This window comes from Terriglobales bacterium (assembly GCA_035624475.1).
Classification (GTDB): Bacteria; Acidobacteriota; Terriglobia; order Terriglobales; family Acidobacteriaceae; genus DASPRL01.
The window spans coordinates 1-4,105 of record DASPRL010000196.1 but is presented as its reverse complement, the minus strand read 5'-3'; the positions used below and the strand labels follow the sequence as shown (position 1 = coordinate 4,105).

Here is a 4,105-nt window from a genome sequence, read left to right as displayed (position 1 = left end):
CGCCATCGCCCAATACCGCTTCCTGATGCGCGAGTATCCCGGCAGCAGGCACCGGGCGGAGGCCCAGTTCGCCGTCGCCGAGATCTATCTCCAGGATCTGAACGACGCCGAACAGGCGCGGGCGGCCTTCGACGACTTCCTGAAGGCGCACCCGCGTCACCCGCTTTCGGCGCAGGCGCGCGACGCCATCGCCAGGATCGACGGCGCGGCCGCGGAGAAGAGCAAGCACGACCAGCAGGCGGTGGCCGCGAAGGAGACTCCGCGCCCGCAGCCTGTCCCGGCCTCGGGCGCCCCGGCCCCGGCTGCCGCGCGCCCCCTGCAGGTGAGCGGGCTGCGCTACTGGTCCACCCCCGACTACACCCGCGTGGTCATCGACCTGGAAGGCGAAGTACAGTACGAAGCCGGGCGGGTGCCGCATCCCGACCGCATCTTCTTCGATCTGCATAGCAGCAAGCTGGCCCCCGGGCTGGCGGGCAGGAGTTTCGAGGCGGGAGACGGCTTCCTGAAGAAGATCCGCGTCGCCCAGTACCAGCCCGACATGGCGCGGGTAGTGCTGGAGGTGGACGACGTCTCCGAGTACTCGGCCTTCCTGCTGCCCAACCCGGAGCGGCTGATCATCGACCTGCACGGGCGCAAGCCCACGCGGGAGCTGGCCAGCGCGCCGCCGCCGTCGCCCTTGCCGCGCCGCGAGGCCGAGGCGGCCGCGAAGAGCGCGCCTCCGGAAGCCAAGAGCCCGCCCGCCCCCGCCGCCCGGACGGAGTCCCGGCCCGCGGCGGCGGCTCCTCCCGCTCCCGCGGCCGCCGCGGAGAAGAGTCCGCCCAAGCCGGCGGAGAACAAGAGTGCGGAGGCGAAGGAAGCGGAGCTCAGGAGCCCGAAGGAGCCCGCCAGCAAGCCCACTCCCCAATCGGCCCGGCCGCACGAGGCCCAGCCCACCGCCGAGGGCGACCGCTCCCTCACCCGCGCCCTGGGCCTGAAGATCGGGCGCATCGTGGTGGATGCCGGCCACGGCGGCCACGACACCGGCACCATCGGTCCCGCCGGCCTGGAGGAGAAGGAGTTGGTGCTGGACGTGGCCCTGCGGCTGGGCAAGCTGCTGGAGAAGCGCCTGGGGGCCGACGTCACCTACACCCGCGACGACGATACCTTCATCCCCCTGGAAGAGCGCACCGCCATCGCCAACCAGGCGCAGGCGGACCTGTTCATCTCCATCCACGCCAACTCCAGCCGGGACCCCGGGGCCCGCGGGGTCGAGACCTACTACCTGAATTTCACCTCCTCCAAGGACGCGCTGGAGGTGGCGGCCCGCGAGAACGCGGCCTCCGAGCAGTCCATCCACGAGCTGCAGGACCTGGTGAAGAAGATCGCGCTCAAGGACAAGATCGAGGAGTCGCGCGAGTTCGCTGCCGACGTGAACTGGGGGATGCACACCGGGATGTCGTCGAAGGGCGCCGCCATCCGCGACCGCGGCGTCAAGAAGGCCCCCTTCGTGGTGCTCATCGGCGCCAACATGCCCTCGGTGCTGGCGGAGATCTCCTTCCTCAGCAACCCCAAGGACGAACAGAAGCTGAAGACCCCGGAATATCGGCAGAAGATCGCCGAGGCGCTCTATAAGGGCATCGCCCGCTACGCCAACGGCTTGGGCGGGGTCAAGGTGGCCGCCAAGGCGCCCAAGGAAGACGGGCCGTAAGAGCAGTAGTTAGTAGCTAGGAGTTAGTAGTCAGCGGAGCTGCTCTGGTGGCAACCCCACCCCTTGGGCCCATCTTGCGCCAACTCCAAACTCCTGCTCTCTGGAACCTTTGCCCTCGCGGCGGTAGTCTAATAGAAGGGAATGGCATGCCTTCCACGCGGCGCATCCTCAGCATCCTGGCGGCGATCTTGCTGCTGGCCGTGCCACTGGCGGCCGCGCCGGCGCAGCCCGCGGCGCCCCTGCTGCCGCCGGAGTTCGCCGGCTGGCAGAAGGCCCCGGGAGGGCGCACCGGCGCCGACCCGGCGGCCGCCGATCCCGCTTACGCCGCCCTGCTCAAGGAATACGGCCTCACCGACTTCGAGGAGGCCACCTACACCCAGCCGGGCCGCAGCATCCAGGTGAAGGCGGCGCGCTTCACCGACGCCAGCGGCGCCCTGGGAGCGTTCTTCTTCTACCGCGAGCCGCGGATGGTGGAGGAGAAGATCGGCACCATGGCGGGCTCGGCGGGCCTGCACGTGCTCTTCCTGCAGGCCAACATCGTGGTCGACGTCCGCCTGGACAAGGTGACGGCCATGTCGGCGGCCTCGCTGCGCGAACTGGCCAAGCTCCTGCCCGCGCCTGGCCGCCGTTCCGCCACCCTCCCCATCCTGCCGCTCTACCTGCCGCTGCAGGGATACGTCCGCAACTCGGTGCGCTACATCGAAGGCCCCGAGGCGCTGGCACAGGCGCAGTCGCGGCTGCCCGCCCAACTGGTGGACTTCGGGCGCAGCGCCGAGGCGGTGAGCGGCGACTACACCACCTCCGCGGGCACGGCCACGCTCACCGTGATCCAGTACCCCACGCCGCAGATCGCCGGCGACCGCCTGCGCGCCATCCAGGCTTTTGCGGCGGGCGGCGACCGTCCCCGCGGCGATATGTTCGTGGCGCGGCGCAGCGGGCCGCTGGTGGCGGTGGTCGCCGGCCCCAGTTCGCCCAGCGAAGCGCGCTCCCTGCTGGAGTCGGTGAACTACGATGCCGACGTCACCTGGAACGAGCCCACCTTCCTGGGCCCCAAGAACAGCGTCACCAATCTGGTCATCAACATCATCTACCTGGTCGCGCTGCTCTTCCTGTTCATGCTGGTGGTGGGCATCGCCTTCGGAGGGCTGCGCGTGCTCATCAAGCGGCTCTACCCCGACCGCTTCTTCGACCGCCCCGACGACGTGGAGATCATCCGCCTGAACCTGCGCTAGCCATCCATAACTTGCGTCCGCTCATGAGCTTAGAGGCGGTACCGCGGGAAACACTGGGGTTTTGCCGGGTTTCGCTGTGAAAATTACGACCCCGTGTAAGTCATTGAAACCAAAAGCATTTATCTCGGAAAAATTCCTTGACACCCCCTCTTTCCGGCTCATAAGATTTCGCCAGAAAGTTTTGACGGTCGCCTGAAAACTTCCGTTGGAACTATTCTCCCTTGAAGAGACGGTCGCCCCTGCCAGGGCGGCCGTTTCGTTTGTATGCGCACGGTCCTGATCTCATCGGCGTTGCTCCTGATGCTCTCTGGCGTGCCGGCGTGGGCGCAGTGGCAACCGCAGGAGAGTCACTCGAAGGAGTCGCTGCGCGGCGTGAGCGTCGCCAGCGCCAGGGAAGTCTGGGCCAGCGGCACGCACGGCACCTACCTGGTGACCACCGACGGCGGCCTGCACTGGACCGCGGCGCAGCTTCCGGGCGCGGAGGCACTCGACTTCCGCGACGTGGAAGCGTTCGGGGACACCGCCTACCTGCTGGCGGCGGGGCCGGGCGAGCAGTCGCGCATCTATAAGACCTCGGACCGCGGCGCTCACTGGCAACTGCAGTTCACCAACCACGAGCCCAAAGGCTTCCTCGACTGCATGGCCTTCTGGGATGAGCAGCACGGCATCGCGGTGGGCGATCCGGTGGGCGGACACTTCCAGCTCGTCGCGACCTCCAACGGCGGCCGCAACTGGGAGATGCTGGCCGGGCCCGCTGCGCGCGACAGCGAGGCCCTGTTCGCCGCCAGCGGCACCTGCATCGCCACCCAGGGCGCGAAGAGCGTGTGGTTCGCGACCGGAAGCGCGACGGCGCGCGTCTTCCGCTCCCGCGACCGCGGCCTCTCCTGGCAGGCGGCGGAGACTCCCATCGTGCACGGCAGTGCTTCCTCCGGGATCTTCTCCATCGCCTTCCGTGATGCCCGCCACGGCGTGATCGCCGGCGGCGACTACCAGCACCCCGAGCAGGGCGGCGCCAACCTGGCTCTCAGCGATGACGGTGGCGCGTCCTGGACGCTGGCTCCGGCCGCGCCTCAGAGGTATTTCTCGGCTGTCGCCTACGTCACGAGCCGCGGCGGGCTAGCGGCGGTCGGATCTGCCGCGTCGGCATTCTCCGAGGACGATCTCCGGAGCTGGAAGTTCCTCTTGC

At 68.7% G+C, this 4,105-nt stretch carries 3 protein-coding genes; all 3 read left to right on the top strand.

Going from position 1 to position 4,105, the window contains the following annotated elements; translation table 11 throughout:
* Nucleotides 1-1,687 (top strand): N-acetylmuramoyl-L-alanine amidase (locus VEG08_08105; GenBank protein ID HXZ27945.1); only part of this gene is annotated, 1,687 nt, incomplete at its 5' end.
* Between the two features lie 146 nt (nt 1,688-1,833).
* The gene (locus VEG08_08100; GenBank protein ID HXZ27944.1) at nt 1,834-2,919 is read left to right on the top strand and encodes a DUF6599 family protein; all 1,086 of its coding nucleotides are present in this window, start codon (nt 1,834-1,836) and stop codon (nt 2,917-2,919) included.
* Nucleotides 2,920-3,183: 264 nt separating this feature from the next.
* Nucleotides 3,184-4,105: YCF48-related protein (locus tag VEG08_08095; GenBank protein HXZ27943.1), on the top strand; the 922-nt coding region annotated here is incomplete at its 3' end.

Bases quoted from the DNA above. Each gene is read 5' to 3' on its own strand.
- VEG08_08100 (HXZ27944.1), top strand. From the start codon at position 1,834: ATGCCTTCCACGCGGCGCATCCTCAGCATCCTGGCGGCGATCTTGCTG.